Annotated in this window: 17 protein-coding genes; 9 read left to right on the top strand and 8 right to left on the bottom strand. The window is 71.0% G+C overall.

Annotated features, from left to right (window positions below; genetic code table 11):
* Nucleotides 1–101 precede the first annotated feature (101 nt).
* The 6 genes from GGD89_RS04020 to GGD89_RS03995 all read left to right on the top strand — a co-directional run bounded on the left by GGD89_RS04020 (nt 102) and on the right by GGD89_RS03995 (nt 9,071).
* Nucleotides 102–500, top strand: coding sequence for a hypothetical protein (locus tag GGD89_RS04020; protein ID WP_184042819.1), 399 nt, complete (start codon nt 102–104; stop codon nt 498–500).
* Between the two features lie 71 nt (nt 501–571).
* Nucleotides 572–805 carry a hypothetical protein gene (locus GGD89_RS04015; RefSeq protein ID WP_184042818.1) on the top strand — a complete coding sequence of 78 codons (234 nt, stop codon included), beginning with the start codon at nt 572–574 and terminating at the stop codon, nt 803–805.
* A gap of 97 nt (nt 806–902) precedes the next feature.
* Nucleotides 903–5,672 (top strand): hypothetical protein, encoded by a 4,770-nt coding sequence (locus GGD89_RS04010; protein WP_184042817.1) that lies wholly within the window; start codon nt 903–905, stop codon nt 5,670–5,672.
* Nucleotides 5,672–7,213: a hypothetical protein gene (locus GGD89_RS04005; RefSeq protein ID WP_184042816.1), complete on the top strand. Its 1,542-nt coding sequence runs from the start codon at nt 5,672–5,674 to the stop codon at nt 7,211–7,213. Before GGD89_RS04010 ends, GGD89_RS04005 begins: the two co-directional genes overlap by 1 nt.
* 6 nt (nt 7,214–7,219) lie before the next feature.
* Nucleotides 7,220–8,101, top strand: a complete 882-nt coding sequence (locus tag GGD89_RS04000) for a hypothetical protein (RefSeq protein ID WP_184042815.1) — start codon at nt 7,220–7,222, stop codon at nt 8,099–8,101.
* A gap of 1 nt (nt 8,102) precedes the next feature.
* On the top strand, nt 8,103–9,071 hold the full coding sequence (locus GGD89_RS03995; protein WP_184042814.1) for a hypothetical protein: 969 nt from the start codon (nt 8,103–8,105) through the stop codon (nt 9,069–9,071).
* 110 nt (nt 9,072–9,181) lie between these two features.
* Here GGD89_RS03995 and GGD89_RS03990 read toward each other — a convergent pair whose 3' ends face one another.
* Nucleotides 9,182–9,493, bottom strand: coding sequence for a hypothetical protein (locus GGD89_RS03990; protein ID WP_184042813.1), 312 nt, complete (start codon nt 9,491–9,493; stop codon nt 9,182–9,184).
* Here GGD89_RS03990 and GGD89_RS03985 point away from each other — a divergent pair.
* Together GGD89_RS03985 and GGD89_RS03980 are read left to right on the top strand one after the other, a co-directional pair.
* Nucleotides 9,492–9,881: a hypothetical protein gene (locus tag GGD89_RS03985; protein ID WP_184042812.1), complete on the top strand. Its 390-nt coding sequence runs from the start codon at nt 9,492–9,494 to the stop codon at nt 9,879–9,881. The two genes, GGD89_RS03990 and GGD89_RS03985, sit on opposite strands and share 2 nt — an antisense overlap.
* Before the next feature lie 8 nt (nt 9,882–9,889).
* Entirely contained in the window at nt 9,890–10,450 is a 561-nt protein-coding gene (locus GGD89_RS03980) for a hypothetical protein (RefSeq protein ID WP_184042811.1), read from the top strand.
* Nucleotides 10,451–10,636: 186 nt separating this feature from the next.
* Here GGD89_RS03980 and GGD89_RS20490 read toward each other — a convergent pair whose 3' ends face one another.
* A complete protein-coding gene (locus tag GGD89_RS20490) occupies nt 10,637–10,912 on the bottom strand; it encodes a hypothetical protein (RefSeq protein WP_184042884.1) in 276 nt (91 codons plus the stop codon).
* A gap of 171 nt (nt 10,913–11,083) precedes the next feature.
* Between GGD89_RS20490 and cutA the strand changes: the two genes are divergently transcribed.
* Nucleotides 11,084–11,446 carry a divalent-cation tolerance protein CutA gene (gene cutA, locus GGD89_RS03970; protein ID WP_184042810.1) on the top strand — a complete coding sequence of 121 codons (363 nt, stop codon included), beginning with the start codon at nt 11,084–11,086 and terminating at the stop codon, nt 11,444–11,446.
* 153 nt (nt 11,447–11,599) lie between these two features.
* Here cutA and frdD read toward each other — a convergent pair whose 3' ends face one another.
* The 6 genes from frdD to GGD89_RS03940 all read right to left on the bottom strand — a co-directional run bounded on the left by frdD (nt 11,600) and on the right by GGD89_RS03940 (nt 18,588).
* Nucleotides 11,600–11,947: a fumarate reductase subunit FrdD gene (frdD, locus tag GGD89_RS03965; protein WP_184042809.1), complete on the bottom strand. Its 348-nt coding sequence runs from the start codon at nt 11,945–11,947 to the stop codon at nt 11,600–11,602.
* Between the two features lies 1 nt (nt 11,948).
* Nucleotides 11,949–12,341 (bottom strand): fumarate reductase subunit C, encoded by a 393-nt coding sequence (locus GGD89_RS03960; RefSeq protein ID WP_184042808.1) that lies wholly within the window; start codon nt 12,339–12,341, stop codon nt 11,949–11,951.
* The gene (locus GGD89_RS03955; RefSeq protein WP_184042807.1) at nt 12,338–13,117 is read right to left on the bottom strand and encodes a succinate dehydrogenase/fumarate reductase iron-sulfur subunit; all 780 of its coding nucleotides are present in this window, start codon (nt 13,115–13,117) and stop codon (nt 12,338–12,340) included. Before GGD89_RS03955 ends, GGD89_RS03960 begins: the two co-directional genes overlap by 4 nt.
* Nucleotides 13,114–14,877: a fumarate reductase (quinol) flavoprotein subunit gene (gene frdA, locus GGD89_RS03950; RefSeq protein WP_184042806.1), complete on the bottom strand. Its 1,764-nt coding sequence runs from the start codon at nt 14,875–14,877 to the stop codon at nt 13,114–13,116. The genes GGD89_RS03955 and frdA overlap by 4 nt, the downstream gene beginning before the upstream one ends.
* Before the next feature lie 307 nt (nt 14,878–15,184).
* Nucleotides 15,185–17,941, bottom strand: a complete 2,757-nt coding sequence (locus GGD89_RS03945) for an ATP-dependent DNA helicase (protein WP_184042883.1) — start codon at nt 17,939–17,941, stop codon at nt 15,185–15,187.
* A 65-nt stretch (nt 17,942–18,006) separates the two neighbouring features.
* Complete coding sequence (locus GGD89_RS03940) at nt 18,007–18,588, bottom strand: Panacea domain-containing protein (protein WP_184042805.1); 582 nt, start codon at nt 18,586–18,588, stop codon at nt 18,007–18,009.
* Nucleotides 18,589–18,701: the final 113 nt, after the last annotated feature.

The following is an 18,701-nucleotide window of genomic DNA, read 5'->3' as shown; positions in this document are numbered from 1 at the left end:
GCGTCCCGCCTTCCGGACGTCTCCAGGCGGGGGCCGGTGGCGTGTCGCGCCCCGGCTCCTCCGCCTCCGTCCCTCCATCCACCCCACCATGAGGGAGTTCCATGGTCCAGCCGTCCAACACCCGCGCGCTCGCGCGGCCCGACACCCTGACCATCCAGGGCGAGGTCTATGAGCTGCACAAGACCCTCGCCGCCGCCGACGCCATCGAGAACACGTTCGGCTCGCCCCTGGAGGCGATGCGCCAAGTCCAGCAGTTCAACCGCAAGACCGTTGCCCAGGCCATCCTGGTGTGTGGTGGCGGCAAGGTGCTGAACCGCGATGTTAAGGCCCTGGCGGACATCCTGTTCGGGCTCAGCATGGACGAGAAGGGCGACGTGCTGACCGCCCTGATCGTCTATCTGGGCAGCATGGCCGACGGCTTCCGGCCGCCCGACGACGCGACCGCCGGTGGCACGGATGACGGCGACGACGAGCGGGAGACCGCCCCGGGAAACGTCTGACCCTGTCCCGGTACTGGGATCACCTCTACCAGTTCGCCACCGGCTGGCTGAGCTGGTCCCACGCCGAGGCCATGACGGTGCCCGTGCCCTACATCCTGCTGGCGCTGGATGGCAGGGTCGATTTTCTCAAAAAAACCAACCCCTGGGGATCGTCCGAGGGGGACTCCCCGGACCGGACGTCGCCTGCGTCGACGGGACCGGCGCCGGACATCGGCACGCGCCTCCGCCGGGCGTTCGGGGGCACCAGGACGGTGGCCGTGCCACAAGGCACGCCCCACGGCGGTCCGGGCGCCGCCGAGTCCTGAGAGTGTCCGACAGAAGACGTGATGTGTCCTGTCGGGCGCGTCCCTTGTCCTGATGCCCCGCCACCGCGCGGGGCTTTTTCTTTGTGGGAGGTCGGCGATGGTCGAGGATATCAGCCTTCAGGTGACGCTGACGGCGGATCTGGCGCGCTACACCCGGGCCATCGAGGACGCCGCGCGCCTGACGGAGCGTGTCACCGACAGGATCGAGCGGGCCATCACCCGCGCCTCGGCGTCGTTTCGGCGCCTGGAGGCCGCCGCGACCCCCCTGTCACGGGCGACGACACAGGCCGAGGCGCAGGTGATCCGCGCCGACGCGGCGCTGACGCGATACCAGACGACCGCCACCCGGGCCCAGGAGTCGATCGTCGCCGCCACGCAGGCGCAAACGGCCTTCGCGCGCGAGGTGGCCAGGACCGAAAGCGGGGTCATGACCTCCCAGACCGTGTTGCGGGGCCGCGCGACGGCGCACGCCCTGGTCATGCCGCCGTCGGACGCCGTCGTCCGGCCGGAAGAGGCAGATGTGCACATGCTTAGCGTGAGCGCTCCGATCGTGCCGCTTTTGTCAAAGGGCGCTAAGCTTTTGATAGAGGTCGTCGTGGGCGCGGTCATCTCGGAGGTGTTGGGTGACTGGCTTGATGCCCGACGCAAACAAGAACTGGAGCAGGCCGAACGTGACGTGGTGGAGACTCTCACCGTCGCTCGTTCGGCCATGCTTGCGGTTGCCGACGGCACCGGATCCTCTGACCAGCCCTGGGTCATCAATGCACAGAACGTGATTCAGGACGAGTTGGAGTATCAGACTGAAACACTGGAAAAGAAACGGATTTCTCTCGCGGAAGAAATTTATTTTCAAGCTAATCACATTAAACAGAAAGGCGAAGCAAATGATTTGATGCAATACTTTCACATAGATGAAAAATACAAAGACAACTTCAATTCAGAATATTACTTCGATTTACATGAACAAATAAAAAATCTTTCAGAAAAAATGGAAGATATGAATCATTCATCTGTAGAGGTCATAGAAGACATCAAAAATCTTGTTGAGGCGAATCCTGATGTGTTCGGTCAGTGGTTCGACTCGCAGTCTGATACCGCGCGTGAGGTGGTCGGCCACCAGCACCTCGTCGATCTTCTCACCTCAGGTCAAAACGTGCTTCGGGGCGCGGGCACCGAGGACGACTTCAAGGCACTGGGCATCGCCGCCGCCGTGGACAGCGACACCCTCGCCGCCGTCACCGAAACCGCCACGGCCCAGACCAAGGCGGTGGCCGGCGCCGCCGATGCCCAGAAGAACCTGGCGGACCAGCTCGACGCGGCCGCCGTCTCGGGCACGGCACAGATCGAGACCCTGGGCGCGGCCGCCGACGCCACCAGCGCGCAGGCCAAGGCGGTGATGGTCCTTGCCGACTCCACCACGGCCCAGACCGAGGCGGCGACCGGTGCCGTCACGTCAGGCAAGGCGCTGGTCGAGACCACCAACGCAGCCGCCGCCGCGAGCCGGGCCGAAGTCGAGACCATCGACGCCGTCACCGTCGCAGGCCGCGACCAGATCGCGGTTATCGAAAACCTGGTTACGGCGCGGGACGAGCATGTGGCCTCGATCCGGGCCGAGGCCCAGGCCGAACTGGACCGCCTGACCGACGCGCCGGGGCGGATCGAGGAGGAGACGGCGGCGATCCTGGCCGGCGGCGACGCCCTGGCGCGCCTGACCCGCGAGCGCGAGATCGCCCGGGCCGTACAGGAGCACGAAACGGCGGTCTACACGGCGGCGATCGAGGCCCGGCTGAGTGAGGCCGAGGCGATGGAGTCGGCGCGGAGCAGCGCCAACACCTATGCCGAGGCCCTGCGGACCCAGGATGCCGCCCAGGGATTGCGAACTTACCTCGACGAGGTTGAGCGGGTCGCCGGCGAGTCGGCCGATACCCTCGCCGGGGTCCTGATGACCGGCATGACCGAGGGCTGGGACGTGGGCGTCGACAGCCTGGAGGCCATCATCGCGGGCTTCCTGCGCGACACGCAACAGCGCCTGCTGGCCGAGCCGTTGACGGTCCTCATGGACTACGTGGTGGGCTCGATGCCGTCGCTGTTCGGTGTGCCCCAGGCGACAGCCGGGAACGTCCCTGCCGGCTATCAGCCCGCCGTGGGACCGGATGGAAAAACCGTGCTGGTGCCCTCGGGCCAGCAGGCACCGTCCGGCTTCGACCTGTCGTCGATCTCGCTGCCGATGACGGGCGATACCTTCGGGATGTTGCCCTCGTGGGTGAACAAACCGCTGTTCACCATCGGGGGCGATGGCGGGTTCGTGTGGGGTTCGTCGTCCTCAATGTACACGCCGGGGGTGACCGGCGCGCCGTCGCCCGGCCCGGCCAGCCTCGGCGGCGTCAGCACGTCCGGCGGGGGTGTACCGATCTCCGGCGGTCAACTTTTCGGCGCCGGCATGTACGGTATCTCCGGCGGCCTGGGCATCGCCAACGGCCAGTACTTCAGCGGTGCCGCAAACCTGGCGGCCGGGGCCATGATGCTGATTCCCGGGGCCCAGCCTTTCGCGCCGTTCGTGGCGCTGGGCGGAAGCATCCTGGAGGGTGTCTTCGGGAGCATCTTCGCCCCCACCCGTCCGCATCCGTCTGGCGGCGGGCACATCACCGTCAATCCCGACGGCACGGTCAGCACCGGCAACTACTTCGGCAAGCACACCGACCTGGCGGCGCAGCAGGCGGCGGTGGATCCGTTCGGGGCCTTCGTCCAGCAGATCATGGACCTGACCGACGCCCGGCTGTCGGGCGCGCTGGACATGGCGATCAGCGCCGACGACGGCGAGTTCCGCCTGACCACATCGCACACGCGGGTACCGCAGGACCTCCAGCCCTACGTGTCGAGCGTCAAGGACGGTCAGTTCATCGACTTCACGACCATGGAGGCGGCGCAATCCCTCTACCTGCGTCACCTGGGCGGCGCCCTCGAGGACATGCCCGACGCCTCGCGGGTCCTGCAGGACGTGACGCCCGAAAACATCGAAACGGTGCTGCCGGACCTGTCCTTCGTGATGGAGTTCGACCAGGCCATCGAGGCCATGACCGCCGGCGTGGTGTCCTTCAGCGAGACCGCGCGCGGCCAGATGGTGGCCGGCCTGAAGCAGTCGCAAGAGTCCATCGAAGAGTTCCTGGACTCCACCACGCGGCTGATGCCCGAGCGCATGGCCGAGGCCGACGCGGCGGTGAAGCAGTCGGCGCTGATGCTGGTCGGCCTGGCGGACGCGGCCACCACCGTCGCGCCGGAAATCCAGGCGTTCATCGGCCAGACCGAGGGGCTGCGGGACCAGTTCTCCGCCGTCATGGGGGCCGCCGGCTGGACCGACGAGAGCATCGGCGCGGCCGGCTTCGCCAGCCTGGCGGAGGCGGAGACCGAGGCCGTGCGGCGGTCCCTGGAGGGCTGGCTGGAGACCGTCGCCCTGACCCACGACGGCGCCGACGCGCTGGCCGAGGCCTTCGGCGACATCCCGAACATCCTCAAGATGCTGGCCGACGAGGTGGAGCAGAGCCGCGCCGACCTGGAGCGGACCTACGAGCAGCGCTACGCCCGGGCCACCGGCACGCCCTACCTGAACCTGTCCGGGGTGGCCGATCAGTACGCGGCGGCGCTGGAGGAGGCGGCCGGCGTCGGCCTGGACGCCGCCGTGGTGACGCGCACCTACACGGCGGAGATCGCCGCCCTGGTGGACGAGATGTCCGCCGCCGATATCACCGCCCTGATCGACCAGTACCAGGGCGTCGACGTCGTGGTGGACGGCCTGCATCAGGCCCTGGTGGCGGTCGCGCGCGCCGACGTGCTGGCGGCCTACGAGGCGGAGCGGTCCGCGCTGGAGGACCTGGAAGAGACGATGCGGGGCTATGTCGACTCCCTGCGGTCCTTCCGGCTGTCGCTGATGACCGATCCGGGCCTGTCGCCGCTGACCGCGACCCAGCGCCTGACCGAGGCGCAGGTGCAGTACCAGGACGTCCTGGCCCGGGCGAAGCTGGGCGACACCGATGCCATGGCGGCGCTGGAGTCTCTGTCCCGGACCTATCTGGAGGCCGCGAACGAGGTCTACAGCACGGCCTCGGCGCAATACGTGAGCGTGTTCGATGAGGTCATCTCCTCCACCCAGGCCGTGGAGAGCGTCGCCGAGCGTCACGCGCGGATCGCAGCGGAGCAGTTGGCGACGGCCGAGGACCAATTGGTGGCCCTGGGCCTGATCAACGACAACGTGGTGTCCGGCACGCAGACCCTGACCGAGGCGCTGGCGGCCCTGGAGGCGGCTGTTTCGGCCGCTGCAGCGGCTGGTGGTGCGGGAGGCGGAACCGGAGGGGGTTCTCAAGGCGGGGGGGCGTCTGGGGGTGGCGGTCTGGACTTCTCACAGGGCAACTTCCTGTCTCGCGCCGAGGCCTACCTGGCCAACAACGCGGACGTCAACGCCGCGATCGCGAACGGCATGTATGACCACCTCACGTCGTCCCGGGAGGAGGCCGCGCTTCTGCACTGGCGCGACTTCGGTCAGCACGAGGGCCGCGCGTTCGCGGCCGGCGGCCTGGCGCCTCCGGGCTGGGCGCTGGTGGGCGAGGAGGGGCCGGAACTGGTGGACTTCCACGCCCCGGCGCGCGTCTACACGGCCGAGCAGACGCGGGCGGCGCTGGGTGGTGTCGTCGACCTGTCCGGGCTGACGGCCGAGTTGCGCGCGCTGCGCCAGGAGAACGCGGTGCTTCAGCGGCAGGTGCTGCGCCTGCTGGCGGCGAGCGGCGAGACGCAGGCGGCCACCACGGCCCGCGTCGCGCGGGCGGCGGAGGCCACGGCCACGGCGCTCCGCGAACAGGGCGCGAGGGTCGCCTGATGCTCATCGCGCTGATCGAAATCACCGTCCGCGACCCGGTGGCGGCGGCGGACGTGGTGCTGCGCGCGACCACCGCGCCCTACCTGCACCCCTCCGCCCCGGGACCCTGCCACGACGTGGTGCTGGAGGGCGGGGTGGCCGTGGTCACCCGCGAGATCTTCGCCGACGGCGCCGCCTTCGGCGTCGGCGGTCACGACCACGGGGAGATCCGGCTCGCCAACATCGACGGCCGGCTGGACTGGCTGTGGGACCACCATCGCGACGGCCGCCCGGTGCGCGTGCTGATCGGCGACGACGGCGCCGCCTACGACACCTTCCGGGTCGCGTTCACCGGCGTCGCGGCGCGCATCGACCCGGGCGCGGAGGTGGTGGTGCGCATCCACGATGCCTTCACCAGCACCCTCGACCAGCCGCTGTCGGCGGCGGTCTACGCCGGCACCGGGGACCTGGAGGGGCCGGAGGCGCTGACCGACCAGCCGCTGTGGGTGGTGGCCGGCCGGGTGCCGTTCGTGCCGGCCGACCAGGTGGTGGCGGCCGACGAGATCTGGTGCGTCTGCGACCGGGGGCCGGTGACCCTGACCGAGGCCCGCGTGCGCGGCCAGGTCATCACGCCGGGCACGCGCCGGGACACGCTGGCGGCGCTTCAAGCCGGGACGCCGGCGGCGGGCACCTGGGACTGGTTCGGCGGTTCGGAGACGGAGCCCGCGTACCTGCGCTTCGGCTCGGCCACCGACGGCGCGGTCACGGTGGCGGTGGAGGGCGGCGCGACGGCCGCCGAGCGCACCACGGCCGGGGTGCTGGCGGCGCTGGCGGCGCGCGCCGGGATCACGCTCGCGGCGGACGATCTGGCGGACCTGGACGCGGCCCAGCCGGCCCCGGTGGGCGGCGCCTGGCGCGGCGACACCCCCCTCGGCCAGGCCATCGGCGCCATCGCCGGGGGGGCGGGCTGCGGGGTCTGGCAGGACGCCGCCGGCGTCTGGCGCGCGCGGCGGGTGGAGGCCCCGGCCGATTCGGCCCTGACCCTGGCCCGGGGCGACCTGGACCGCCCGCTGGCGGTGGACGAGGCCGACATCCTGGCCTGCGAGCCGCTGTGGACCAGCCGCGAGGACGGCGGCATCCAGCCCTGGACGGTGACGCTGCGCTTCGCGCGCAACCACGCGCCGCTGGACAAGAACGCCATCGCCGGGGCGGCCCTGGACGACCAGGAGCGCCTGACCCGCCCCTGGCTGACGGCCACGGCGACGGACGAGGCGGTGCGCGACGCCCATCCGATGAGCGTGCCCCGGGAGGCCGACACCGCCTTCCAGGAACGCGCCGACGCCGAGGCGGAGGCGGCGCGCCGCCAGGCGCTGTTCGCCGAGCGGCGCCGCTACGCCCTGGCCGTGGCCCTGACGCCCGAGCTGGTCGACGTGCTCGACCTGGGGGTGTGCGTGACCGTCGCCTGGCCGGGCCTGGGCCTGGCGGCCGGCCGCGTGATGCGCATCACGCGCCTGCGCGTGGACGTCCTGGCGCTGACCGCCGACCTGACCGTATGGGGATGACAGCAGATGACCGTGCCCTTCGAGACCAATGCCTGGAACGCGGTGGTCGGCTTTCCGCGCTGGACCGGGCGGGCGACCTTCGGGGCGTCCTCCGCCGCCGCCGGCTATCCGGCGTCCAACCTCGGCGTGCTGCCGCTGTCGCGCCCCTGGCGCAGCGCCGGCGCGGCCCGGGCCGACACGGTGCTGACCGCCGTGTTCGACCGCCCGCGCCGGGTCGAGCTGGTGGTGCTGTGCCGCCATACCATCGACCTGGGCGGGGTGGTGACCGTCACGCTGTACGCGGACGCGGCCATGACCTCGGTGCTGGCGACGGCCACCGAGCGCGCCTGGCCGGCGGTCTTCACCACCGCCGAGGTGGACTGGGGCGGCGGCCGCTGGTGGGGGCGCACCTACACCGGCGAGGAGATCGCCGGCTACCCCTGGCACCTGCCGGTGCGCATCCCCGGCCGCCACTACGCCGGCGCGGTGCGGGTGGCGATCGACGACACCGCCAACGCCGCCGGCCACGTGCAGGTGGGGCTGCTGGAACTGGCCTCCGAGCATCAGGTGCCGGTCAACGTGGAGGCGGGCGCCCAGTACGGCTACGCGAGCCGGGTGCTGGCCCAGGAATCCGACGGCGGCGCCATCGCCTTCCGGCGCCGGCCCAAGGGCCGCCGCTTCGAGGGCGCCATCCCCTACATGCCGCGCGACGCGGCCAAGGGGACCTGGCTGGAGATGCGCCGGCAACTGGACCGCGACACGCCGTTCTTCTGGTGGCCCAACCCCGCCGACGCCCTGCACCGGCTGCGCGACGCCTACCTGGCCCGCTTCGCGGACCTGTCCCTTCAGTCCTACGCCACGCCGCTCGGCTACGACGGCGTGCCCCTGTCGCTGACCGAGGTGATCTGACATGCCCCAGACGTCGCCCCTGAGTTCCGAAGAGGAGGCCGCCGTCACGCGCGGCGGCCAGTACAACGGCCTGCGGTATGACCCGGCGGCCAATCCCTATGGCCTCGACGGCCTGGGCTACCAGACCAACGGTCCGGCCGCCTGGAACGACACCGCCGCCATGACCGGCGCCGTGGCCCGCCTGACCGAGGCGGTGGCGGCGGACGCCGCGTCCTCGGCCGGCGCGGTGGACCAGGCGGCGGCCAGCGCCACGGCGGCCATCCAGTCCGCGACCCAGGCCGAAACCCAGGCCGACCGGGCCACCGGGCAGGCGGTGCGGGCCGAGGCCGCCGCCCTGACGGTGGACGGGGCCACGGTGCCCGATCCCAGCCCCGCCACCGCCGGCATGGTGCCCAAGGTCAACGCGGCCGGCACCTATTACGAGATGGCGCCGCAGACCATCACCGTGGCCTACGGGGACCGCGCCGGCCTGCGCGCGCTGGAGGGGCCGGAGGGGGCGCTGGCCCTGGTGTCGCGGCTGGGGATGTTCCAGTGGGCGCCGGGAAGCGGACCGCCCGACGACGGCGAGATCTGCTTCGCCACCACCACCGGGCACTGGCTGCTGGCCACCACGGCCTGGGACATGGTCGCGGCCTACGTCGGCGCCGAGATCGACGCCCTGGCCAGCGGGGGCGAGGACACGGCGGGTGCCGTGGCGGCCCTGTCCGGCCGCGTCCTCACCGGTACGGCAGAGGTCTCCGTCACCAGCGTCTCGTCTCTCTCTCACGCGGACGTCACCGGTTCTGTTCCGGGCGCGTCGCCTGGGGACACCGTCACGGCCAGTCCACCGGCCGGCCTGAATGCCCGCCTGTCCTGGCACGCCTGGGTGTCGGCGTCCGACACCATCACCCTCCGCCTCACCAACGCCGCCGCGTCCCATGCCAGCCTGACGGCCGGGACGTGGAACTTGACCGTCTTCAAGGGAGCCTGAGTCATGGGTCTGGTATCCGCGCACGCCCTCATCAACGCGATTTGCGATGGCACCCTCGACGGTGCCGGCCTGGAGGCCGCCCTGACCACGGGCGGCCGGTTGGGCGACTTTCAGTCCGTCCTGACGCAGCGCGGCCAGTGCCGGCGCCTCGCCGGGGTCGATGCCGCCATGACGGCGGTGGCCGCGTCCCCCACGGCGATGGCGGCGGTGGCCGCGTCCAGCACGGCGATGAGGGCGGTCCTCGCGTCGAGCGTGGCGATGACGGCCATGCTTGCGTCCAGCACGGCGATGACGGCGGTGGCCGCGTCCAGCACGGCGATGACGGCGGTCATCGCGTCGAGCACGGCGATGGCGGCGGTGATCGCGTCGAGCACGGCGATGGCGGCGGTGATCGCGTCGAGCACGGCGATGGCGGCGGCCATGGACGCCCCCGCCGGGCGGCTGGCGATGTGGGAAAGCGACACGGCGCTGACCGCGCTTTATGACTACCCCGACACTGTGGCCGCCCTGTGCACGCACAGCCAAACTACGCGGGGCGGCGCAGGATCGGGGTCCCACACCTTCGAGCCACGGGGGACCAAGGTCATCCTGCTGAGAAGGTGGTATAGCGGTAATGAATACGACCGCTTCAGGTGGACCCGCACGGGCGGGGACCTGCCGGGATACGGGACTTGGGCAAAACGACGCGACGGCGCCAATAATCCGACCTCGGACGATAGCCAGGCCGACTTCGTTTATGCCTGTGACGGTTTGCAGCGCACGGGTTCGAACAACAACCGCACCCTCTATGTCCGCTACATCCGCGTGTGAGGCCCGCCATGAAACTGATTCTTTCCGGTGACCGCATCGCCGCCACCGCCCTGGACAGCCACGTGGCGGCGTCCGGGCAGGCCGTCATCGACGCGCCCGGGGACTTCGACCCGGCGCGCGCCGGCGCCTACCGCTGGCGGGAGGGAGCGCTGGTCCTGCCCGAGCGGGCCAGCCTTCCCGCCGCCCGCGCCGCCGCCGTCGCCCGCATCGACGCGGAGGCCGAGCACCACCGCGCCCGGGTGCTGACCCCGGGCGCCGGGCAGAGCCTGGAGTACCAGCAGACCCGGGCGGAGGCCGAACGGCTGGCCGCCGCCGGTGGCGCCGGCGCGGCCGGGGACTATCCCATGCTGGAGGCCGAGCGGCTGGCCCTGGACGACGCCGGGCAGGCCGCGACCCTGGCCGACGTGGCGGGCCGGGTGCTCGTCCAGCGGGACGCCTGGACCACCTACGGCGCGGCGATCAAGCGCGCGCGGCGCGCCGCCAAGCTGGCGGTGATGGCCGCCGCCACGGTGGCCGAGGTCGAGGCCCTCGCCGCCGGCATCGCCTGGCCCGACCCGCCCGGCGCGTAGGCTCCGCCGGTGTCTCTAATACCAACGGTCATTGAGAATGACCGTGCAGTCCGTGGCCGGCCCACTCCCCCACCCGGCCACCCACGGCAGTATACTTGGGGTGGCCGGGTGGGGGAGTGGGCCGGTGCCGCCCTGGCACCGCTTTGCGGTGCCAAGATCTGGACCATTCGGGCGCCTGAGTCACACTCATCCGCCGCTGGTATAAGAGTCCAGGAGCACGCGTCCCGCCTCGGTCAGCTTGCAGACCTGCCAGTCCGGTTTCAGCGGGTTGGAGAACCAGGGTTCGGCCCAGCCGGCGTCCAGACAGGCGCGCACGGTGCGGGCGCTGACGCGGCGGCCGTTGTGGTCGAACAGGGGCAGCTTGCCGCCCGGCTGTCCCAGGCCCCGCCGCAGCCAGGCCCGCTGGGCCTTGGTGGGGCGGGCCGGCGCCGGTGCCTTGACGCCGGACTCGGGCTCGGCCACGCTGTCTTGCGTCTCGGCGGGCGTCTCGGAAGGCGCTGGGGATCCCGACAGGGCCTCCGGGCCGAACAGCGTGGGGGCCGGGTCAGTCGTCGACGACTCTGGGGGTGGGCGGCCGATCATGGACGGCATGGTAGGCAGGCCCCCTCTCGGAGTCCAACGGAAAGGAGCCCCATGGACGACCGTTCCCCGGACCTCTGCCTCGTCTACATGACGGCGGGCTCGCGCGACGAGGCCCTGGCCATCGGCCGCGCCCTGGTGGCCGAGAAGCTGGCCGCCTGCGTCAACGTGCTGGGGCCGATGACCTCGGTCTACGCGTGGCGGGGCGAGATCCACGAGGACGCGGAGGTCGCGGTCCTGGCCAAGACCCGCCGCGACCTGGTGCCGCGCCTGAGCGCGCGGGTCCAGGCGCTGCATTCCTATGACTGCGCCTGCGTGGTGGCGCTGCCGATCGCCGGCGGCCACGCGCCCTTCCTGGACTGGGTCGGTGCCCAGACGGCGGCGGGGGACACGCCCGTGCCCCCCGCGCCCGCCTGACGGCACGTGTCATACCAACGGTCATTGAGAATGACCGTTGCAGTCCGTGGCCGGTGCCGCCCTGGCACCGCTTTGCGGTGCCAAGATCTGGAACATCCGGGCGCCTGCAAGGCGCCCGGGGGCGGATGAGTCACGCTCGCCCGCCGTCCGGTTTCAGACCGCCATCACGCCCAGCAGCGCCGTGGCTGTCAGCAGGCCGGCGGCGCCGTAGCACAGCATCGCCACCATGTCGTCCTTGCGGATGCCGAAGTCGTGCATGGTCACGCGGATGCGGTGGGCGGCGTGCCACAGGGTGAGGATGACCACGCCCAGAACGACGATCTTGACCGGCAGGAAACCGATCACGGCGCTGACGCGCTCGTAGGACAGGGCGTTCTCGCCGAACACGCCCAGCGGCACCAGCAGGCCGTGGGCCAGGATCAGGGCCGGCACGCAGAAGGCCGCGACGGTGCCGCCGACGGCGAACAGGCCCCAGACGATGGGCTTGTTGGACTTGGCCATGTCAAATCACTCCCACGAGGACGAGGATCACCAGCGACACCAGCCCCCACAGGGCGTAGTGGGCGCGGACGACCGTCGGGCCGGGCACATAGCCATCCCCCCAGCGGATGCGCATGGCCTTGGGGGTCGCGTTGAACCAGGTGGTCGCATGATAGGTGGCGAAGGCGAAGGCCAGGACGTGGAACACCAGCGCCAGCGGCGACGACAGGGCGGTCAGATAGGCGTTCCACGCATCCGGTCCCTGGGCCAGCCGCATCAGCCCCATGGCCAGTCCGGCCATGTACAGGCCGATGAACAGGCTGGAAACCTCGCGGGCCATGTAGCGCAGGTAGCGGCCGTTGCGCATGTACCAGGTCGTCGCCGGAACCGGGCGGACGAAGGGCTTGCGGCTCATTTCGACGTCCTCCGTGAAGACAGGCTTCGCTTGACGCGGGCACCGACGCCGCCCAGGCGCTCCAGGTACCAGTCCATGGTGCTGGCGAGCTTCATCTGCTGGATGGCGCCGGCCGGGTCCACGGCCTTGGGGCAGACCTCGGAACAGGCGCCGACGAAGGAGCATTCCCAAATGCCGTCATGGGCGGCGGTGATCTCCTCGCGCTGGTCGCGGCCCTCGTCGCGGGAGTCCTTGTTGTAGCGGTGGGCGAGCGCCAGGGCGGCCGGGCCGATGAACTCGGAGTTCAGTCCGTACTGCGGGCAGGCCGCGTAGCACAGCATGCAGTTGATGCACATGCTGTACTGCTTGAACTCGTACAGCTCGAACGGCTTCTGTTTGTACTCGCCTTCCTCGATGGGCTTTTCCTGGTCGCGCACGATGTAGGGCTTGACCCGGGGCAGCTTCTCCATGAAGTCGTCCAGGACCACCACCAGGTCGCGCTCGATGGGGAAGTGGCTGAGCGGCTCCACCCGGATCTTGCGGCCGAAATCGCGCAGGAACGCCTTGCACGACAGCATGGGCTCGCCGTTGATCATCATGCCGCAACTGCCGCAGACCGCCATGTGACAGGACCAGCGATAGCTGAGGGAGGAGTCCAGGTGATCCTTGACGTAGTTGATGGCGTCCAGGACGACCCATTCCTCCTGACAGGGCACGGTGTAGGTCTGGTACCAGGGCGCCTCGTCCGTCGCGGGATTGTAGCGCAGGATCTCCAGCTCGATCGTTCGCTCGCTCATGACTTGGCTCCCGAGTAGTCACGCACCCCGGGCTGGGACTTGGTGATGGTCACATCCAGGTAGTCGATGGCCGGCGGCGCCGTCTCGCCCCGATACGAGGCCATGGAGTGCTTCAGGTAGCGCGTGTCGTCCCGCTCGGTGTGGTCCAGGCGCTGGTGGGAGCCGCGCGACTCCTTGCGTTCCAGGGCGCTGGAGGCGACCGTCTCGGCCAGATCCAGCATGGCGCCCAACTCCAGCACCTGCATGACGTCGGTGTTGAACACCGCGCTCTTGTCGCGCACCGAAAGGGTCTGCCAGCGCTGGCGCAACTCGGCCAGCTTGGCGGTCGTGGCCGTGAGCGACGCCTCGTCGCGGTAGATGCCGGCGCCACCTTCCATGGTGTCGAACATCTCCTGGCGCAGGCCGGCGGTGGTCTCGTCGCCCTCGGGGCGGTCGAACAGGGCGCGGATACGGGCCTCGACGGCCGTGGCCTCGCGGTTGGCGGCGGCGCCGTCCACCGAGACGCCGCTGTCCTTGATGTAGGCGACGGCGCTTTCGGCGGCGCGGCGGCCGAACACCAGCAACTCGGTCAGCGAGTTGGAGCCCAGGCGGTTGGCGCCGTTGATGCTGACGCAGGCGCATTCGCCGGCGGCGAACAGGCCGGGCAGGGGGGTGGCGGCGGTGATGTCGGTGTGGATGCCGCCCATCATGTAATGGACCACCGGGCGGATGGGCACCATGTCGGTGACCATGTCGACGCCGGAGTAGCTCTTGGCCAGGTCGCGCACGAAGGGCAGGCGCTCGTTGATCTTGGCCTCGCCCAGGTGGCGCAGGTCCAGGTACACGCAGTCGCCCCACTGGGTCTGGATGGTGTTGCCCTTCTGCTGCTCGTGCCAGAACGCCTGGCTGAGGCGGTCACGCGGCCCCAGTTCCATGGTCTTGAGCACCGGCTCGCCGAGGGGCGATTCCGGCCCCATGCCGTAGTCCTGAAGGTAGCGGTAGCCGTCCTTGTTGCGCAGCACGCCGCCCTCGCCGCGACAGCCCTCGGTGAGCAGGATGCCGGTTGAGGGCAGGCCGGTCGGATGGTACTGGACGAACTCCATGTCCTTCAGCGGCACGCCGGCCCGATAGGCCATGGCCATGCCGTCGCCGGTCTTGATGGCGCCGTTGGTGGTGAACGGGAACATGCGCCCGCCACCGCCGCTGCACAGGATGACGGCCTTGGCCTGGACCTGGATCATCTGGCCGGTGCGCATCTCGATGGCGCAGCAGCCCTGAACCTTGCCGTCCACCACGATCAGATCGGTGGTGAACACCTCGTCCAGCCGCTTGATGGCGGGATACTTCAGCGAGGTCTGGAACAGCGTGTGCAGGATGTGGAAGCCGCTTTTGTCGGCGGCGAACCAGGTGCGCTTGATCTTCATGCCGCCGAACGGGCGCACGGCGACCGAGCCGTCGGTCTCGCGGCTCCAGGGACACCCCCAGTGCTCCAGGCGGGTCAACTCGCGCGGGGCTTCGTTGATGAACAGCTCCACCGCGTCCTGGTCGCACAGCCAGTCGCCGCCACCCACGGTGTCGGAGAAGTGCTGGTCCAGGCTGTCGTCGGGCTTGATGACGCCGGCCGCGCCGCCCTCGGCGGCGCAGGTGTGGCTGCGCATCGGATAGACCTTCGACAACAAGGTAATAGACAGGCCTGGATCCGCCTCGGCGAGGGCGATGGCGGCGCGCAGTCCCGCGCCTCCGGCCCCGACGATGGCGACATCGGTCTGGATGGTTTCCATGATGCTGGCTCCGCGATGTGACGCCCTTGGAGGGGCCGTGTGCGGTCGTATGCCCGAGGGGGCGGGACGAGACTGAATTCGTCTCACCCGGTCGAGCGGAGAGGGCTTGATGATCTGTCGGGTGCTGGGGCGCGCGAACGCGCTCCACGGTGCCAGAGCGGATCGACCAAAGGATCGGGCTTGGCGCTCCCGAGGACTCAGCGTGACTACCCTACGCGACCGGCATGGGCAGGGGAAGAGGCGCGATGCCTCTCACCGCGCCGTGTCATCTTTTTGCCTCATTTTTCCTCACCCCGGGCGTGCGCGGTCAGACGCATTCGCGCACCACGCCCACGGCCTCGGCCAGGCCGACGCGTTTCACGGGCACGCCCTCGGGGAAGGCGCCGGAAAGGCGTGAGGGCATCATGGGATCCAGCAGCACGAAGGCGCCGTGGTCGTCCCCGCGTCGCACCAGGCGACCGAACGCTTGCTTGAGGCGCAGCCGAGTCAGCATGTCGTCGTAAGCGCGTCCGCCGAAATGCGCGCGCCGCGCCTTGTGCAGGATGCTCGGGCGTGGCCAGGGCACGCGGTCGAAAACGATCAGCCGCAGCGAACGGCCGGGAACGTCGACGCCGTCGCGCACCGCGTCGGTGCCCAGCAGGCAGGCGTTTTCCTCGGCCCGGAACATGTCCACCAGGGTGGCGGTGTCGATGCCGTCCACGTGCTGGGCATACAGGGGTAGGTCGGCGGCGTCCATGTCGGCGGCGATGTGCTGGTGAACGGCGCGCAGCCGGCCGATGGCGGTGAACAGCCCCAGCGCTCCGCCGCCGGCGGCCCGGAACAGGTCGCGGTAGGCCGCCGCCACCAGATCCAGCCGGTCCTTGCGGACGTCGGTGACCACCAGCACCTGGGTCCGCGCCGGGTAGTCGAAGGGCGAGGGCACGGCGGCGCGCACCGAGGCGGGCAGGTGGGCGGCCCCGGTGCGGCGCTCGGCCGCGCGCCAGTCGGCCTCGGGGTCGCCGCTGCCGTCGCGCAGGGTGGCCGAGGTCACCACGATGCCGTGGGCGCGCCGGGCGACCAGGGCGGCGAACGGCTGGGTGGGGTCGATCCAGTGGCGATGCAGGCCCACGTCCAGGTCGCGGCCATAGGCGCGCTCGATGCCCAGCCAGTCCACATGGTCGGGGGGTGTTTCCTGTGAGAGATCGCGGCACATGGCCCGCCAGGCGCGCACCGGCAGCAGGGCGCGCCGCTCCAGGCTGCGGATCAGGCCGTCGATGCGCTGGCGGGTGGTGGGATCGAGGGTGCTGGCCTCGTCGTCCAGGCGCCGGGCCAGGGCCTTCATCAGCGCCGCCACCGGCGTGTCGAGCCCCGCCAGCGCGCCGTCCAGCGCCTGCCCGGCCTCCACCAGGCCGGGGATGGGCGGCGCGGCCTCGGTCTCCAGGGAATAGGGGCCGTCCTGGCCCCGGGCGCGGGCCAGCACCTGGGTCCGCACCAGGGCCAGGAACGCCTCTGTCGGACCCCGCGCCGCGCCATCATTCAGGCGAGCGTGCCAGCCGGGGCCGGGCAGGGCGCGGGCGCCATGCAGAACCGCGATCAGTGCGTCGGTGGCCGGCGTGCTGGCGCCCACCAGTTCCTCGGCGCGCGCCTTCAGGCCCCGGGCGCGGGTGCGCGACCCGTCCTCCGCCCCCAGCAGCCAGCGTCGCAGGTCGGCCGTCTCCACGGCGGACAGGTGGGCGGAGAAGGCGCCGTCGGCGGCCTCGAACAGATGATGGCCCTCGTCGAACACGTAGCGGAGGGGCAGGGTGCCGTCCTCCAGCCCGCCAAGCGCCGCCTGTACCAGCACCAGGGCGTGGTTGGCGACCACCAGCCGCGCCCGGCGCGCCCGGCGCACCGTCTTCTCGATGAAGCAGCGGTTGTAGTGCGGGCAGGCGGCGAACAAGCACTCGCCGCGCCGGTCGGCCAGCGCCAGGGACCAGCCGCGTCCCAGGATGTCCACCAGCCAGCCGGGGAAGTCGCCGCCCACCAGGTCGCCATGGCGGCTGGCCAGCGCCCAGCGGGCCATCAGGCCGAGGGGGATGGCGGCGGCCGGCTGGCCGGACAGGCGGCCCACCGCCTCTTCCATGTTCAGAAGGCAAAGGTAGTTCTCGCGGCCCTTGCGAATGACCACGCGGCGCGCCTTTTCCACCGGATCGGGGTGAAGGCGGTCCAGTTCGGCGTCGAGCTGGCGTTGCAGGTTGCGGGTATAGGTGGAAATCCACACCGGGCCGTCGTTCTTCTCGGCCCAGACGCTGGCCGGCGCGATGTAGCCGAGCGTCTTGCCCACGCCGGTGCCCGCCTCGGCCAGCACGAACGGGCCGATGTCCTCGCGGTCCCGGGGGGCGAAGGCGGCGGCGACGGCGCCGGCATAGTCGGCCTGCTGCGGCCGGTCCTCGGCGGCGCGGCCCAGCAGGTCGGCGAGGCGGGCGCGGGCCTCGGCCTCGGTCACCGGCAGGGAGCCCGGCACCGGCTCGGGCGCGTGCTCGCTGATCTCGCCCAACCGCTCCCACACCCGAAAGGCGGACAGTGCATTGGCGCCGTGCGGGCCGTCGCCGCGCGCGTCCAGCGCCGCCAGCGCCGGCGCCGCCCAGGGCCAGCCGCCGCGCGCCATGGCCCAGGCCAGGATGCGGGCGTCGCGTTGCTCGCGTGCGTCCAGGCGGGTCAGCCGGTCGAGCAGCCGGTGGGCGGCGCGGGGCAGGACGAGCGCCTGCTCTGTCAGGGTGGCGGGGGCCGGCAGTCCCAGGGCCTCGGCCAGCCCGCCCGGCGTGGGCAGCACGAACCGCGCCGGATGCACGAAGGCGAACAGCTCCAGAAGGTCATGGGCGGGGACGGAGTCACGCCCCAGGCGCGCCGCCACCGCCGGTCCATGACAGACCAGGGGGCGCGTCTCCGCCGCCCGCCGTGCCAGGGACGCGGGTGGGCCCTCGTCCAGGGTGCCGTCGGGATGCACCAGCACGGCGGCGCGCGGGCTGACGGCGAGCGCGGGCACATCGGGCACGCGAATGGCGGTGTCCGTCGAGGGCGGGGAGGGCGGCTGGCCGTCGGTCATCGGCAGGGAGTATAGGGAGGACGGGTCGATGTCGCCATGGTGGGACACGGTTGCCGACGGATGGTCTATCCCTTGTCCTTCAGCGACCGGGGGCGCCACTGATGCACGTTGACCGGCTTGCCCGACTGGGAGCGCATGACGCGCGGTCGTAGCACCTGGTCGATGGCCGGGGCGCCGCTGTCGGTCAGGATGCCGATGCCCTCTTCCGGGCGGCGGCGCGGGCGGCCATAGAAGGCCACCATGGCCTCCACGGTGATGACCGCGCGCGGTCCGGCGCGGAAGGCGTCGGCATACGGCGGGTGGCGCTTGACCGTCTTGGTCAGGTGGTCCGTGGAATGCGCCCCGAAGCGCCGCCAGATGGAGTCCAGAAGCTGGGTGCCGGCCTCGTCGATGGGCTGTACGTCCACCCGCGGACGGCTGTAGGCGAAGGCGCGGAACAGGGTGGGTTCCAGCGGGCCGTCCGGGTCGGCGACGAAGGTGGCCGGCATCAGCGCCCGGCCACTCTGGGACACGGCGAAGTAGGCCTGCGCCAGGTACAGCAGCCGGTGCAGCTTGCGCGGATTCAGGTACTCGTTGTCCTCCAGCGCTCGGTCGAGCAACCAGAACGCGGCATCGAAGGCGGAGTCGGTGAGGGGCGCGCGGGTCATGGGGCGACGTCCGAACCGGAGAGGACCTGCACCACTATGGGCGCGCGCTCCGGGGGTCGGCAAGGGGTCCCGCCCGCCCTGGACTCGCCTCCGGGCCAAGCCTATAACCGCGA

The organism is Roseospira visakhapatnamensis (assembly GCF_014197915.1).
Taxonomy (GTDB): domain Bacteria; phylum Pseudomonadota; class Alphaproteobacteria; order Rhodospirillales; family Rhodospirillaceae; genus Rhodospira; species Rhodospira visakhapatnamensis.
This window is presented reverse-complemented; position numbering and strand designations above follow the sequence as displayed.

Excerpts from the sequence above, each read along its gene's own strand:
- GGD89_RS03995 (WP_184042814.1), top strand. The coding sequence starts at position 8,103 with ATGCCCCAGACGTCGCCCCTGAGTTCCGAAGAGGAGGCCGCCGTCACG.
- GGD89_RS03960 (WP_184042808.1), bottom strand. The coding sequence starts at position 12,341 with ATGAGCCGCAAGCCCTTCGTCCGCCCGGTTCCGGCGACGACCTGGTAC.
- GGD89_RS03980 (WP_184042811.1), top strand. The coding sequence starts at position 9,890 with ATGAAACTGATTCTTTCCGGTGACCGCATCGCCGCCACCGCCCTGGAC.
- GGD89_RS03945 (WP_184042883.1), bottom strand. The coding sequence starts at position 17,941 with ATGACCGACGGCCAGCCGCCCTCCCCGCCCTCGACGGACACCGCCATT.
- GGD89_RS04020 (WP_184042819.1), top strand. The coding sequence starts at position 102 with ATGGTCCAGCCGTCCAACACCCGCGCGCTCGCGCGGCCCGACACCCTG.
- GGD89_RS03990 (WP_184042813.1), bottom strand. The coding sequence starts at position 9,493 with ATGGCCGCCGCCATCGCCGTGCTCGACGCGATCACCGCCGCCATCGCC.
- GGD89_RS03955 (WP_184042807.1), bottom strand. The coding sequence starts at position 13,117 with ATGAGCGAGCGAACGATCGAGCTGGAGATCCTGCGCTACAATCCCGCG.
- GGD89_RS04015 (WP_184042818.1), top strand. The coding sequence starts at position 572 with ATGACGGTGCCCGTGCCCTACATCCTGCTGGCGCTGGATGGCAGGGTC.
- GGD89_RS03985 (WP_184042812.1), top strand. The coding sequence starts at position 9,492 with ATGGACGCCCCCGCCGGGCGGCTGGCGATGTGGGAAAGCGACACGGCG.
- GGD89_RS04010 (WP_184042817.1), top strand. The coding sequence starts at position 903 with ATGGTCGAGGATATCAGCCTTCAGGTGACGCTGACGGCGGATCTGGCG.
- frdA (WP_184042806.1), bottom strand. The coding sequence starts at position 14,877 with ATGGAAACCATCCAGACCGATGTCGCCATCGTCGGGGCCGGAGGCGCG.
- cutA (WP_184042810.1), top strand. The coding sequence starts at position 11,084 with ATGGACGACCGTTCCCCGGACCTCTGCCTCGTCTACATGACGGCGGGC.
- GGD89_RS03940 (WP_184042805.1), bottom strand. The coding sequence starts at position 18,588 with ATGACCCGCGCGCCCCTCACCGACTCCGCCTTCGATGCCGCGTTCTGG.
- frdD (WP_184042809.1), bottom strand. The coding sequence starts at position 11,947 with ATGGCCAAGTCCAACAAGCCCATCGTCTGGGGCCTGTTCGCCGTCGGC.
- GGD89_RS04000 (WP_184042815.1), top strand. The coding sequence starts at position 7,220 with ATGACCGTGCCCTTCGAGACCAATGCCTGGAACGCGGTGGTCGGCTTT.
- GGD89_RS04005 (WP_184042816.1), top strand. The coding sequence starts at position 5,672 with ATGCTCATCGCGCTGATCGAAATCACCGTCCGCGACCCGGTGGCGGCG.